Genomic DNA, 840 nt, shown 5'->3' on the forward strand with positions numbered 1-840 from the left:
TCATGGTAGCGGAACAGCGTATTCTCGCCACGGATGCAGCGATCCCCTTGCTGCACGAACGGGTTATTCAGGGCGAGGCAACCGGTGTACGTCAGGCAGCACGCGATCCGCGTGAACGGATACTGGTTACGCCACAAACGCACATCAACGGACAGATGCATCAACCATGATGGTTTCTCCCTTGCGCATCGGGGCGGTTATCGCCCCGCTGGTATCCCGTGCCCTGAGCGCCTTTGCGGTCATCGCGCTCATTGGCCTATTGCCATGGCTTTCCGGCAGCGACCCGGCACTCAGCGTGCTGCGCGCCAAATCCGCCGAACAAGAAGCAACGCCAGAAGCATTGCAGGCCATTCGCAGTCAACTGGGCCTCGATCAAGGCCCGCTAGCGCTGCTGTGGCAGTGGTGGCGCGGTATATTGCAGGGCGATGCCGGGCACTCCTGGATCTCGGGCAAGCCGGTATTGCCCGCCATGGTAGACGCAGCAGGCGTATCGCTGACGCTGATGGGCGCAGCGTTAACCTTGGCAATACTGGTTGCCACGCTGCTGTGTGTTTCCACGCTGCGTAACGGACTGCGCGGCAAGGCGGATAGCAGCCACGGGGCATGGGCGATGGCGTTCACCACCCTGCCAGAATATTTGCTGGCATCGCTGTTGCTGATGGTGGGGGCGGTCTGGCTACCGCTGTTTCCGCCTTATGGCTGGCACGGTGTACAGCATTTGGTGCTGCCTGCGCTGTCGTTAGGGCTGCCCGCCGGAGGATTACTGGCGCGCTTGCTGGCGGATGCGCTGCGCAGCACCTTTGCCGAACCGTGGCTTATCACCTGGCGCGTGGCGGGCAT

At 62.1% G+C, this 840-nt stretch carries 2 pseudogenes; both read left to right on the forward strand.

Features of this window, described 5'->3' with window-relative positions:
* Positions 1-170, forward strand: a pseudogene (locus J5224_RS31470) (ABC transporter substrate-binding protein); the annotation flags it as partial.
* Positions 167-840 (forward strand): annotated as a pseudogene (locus tag J5224_RS31475) (ABC transporter permease); the annotation flags it as partial. The pseudogenes J5224_RS31470 and J5224_RS31475, both read left to right, overlap by 4 nt.

Source organism: Candidatus Symbiopectobacterium sp. NZEC135, assembly GCF_025962695.1.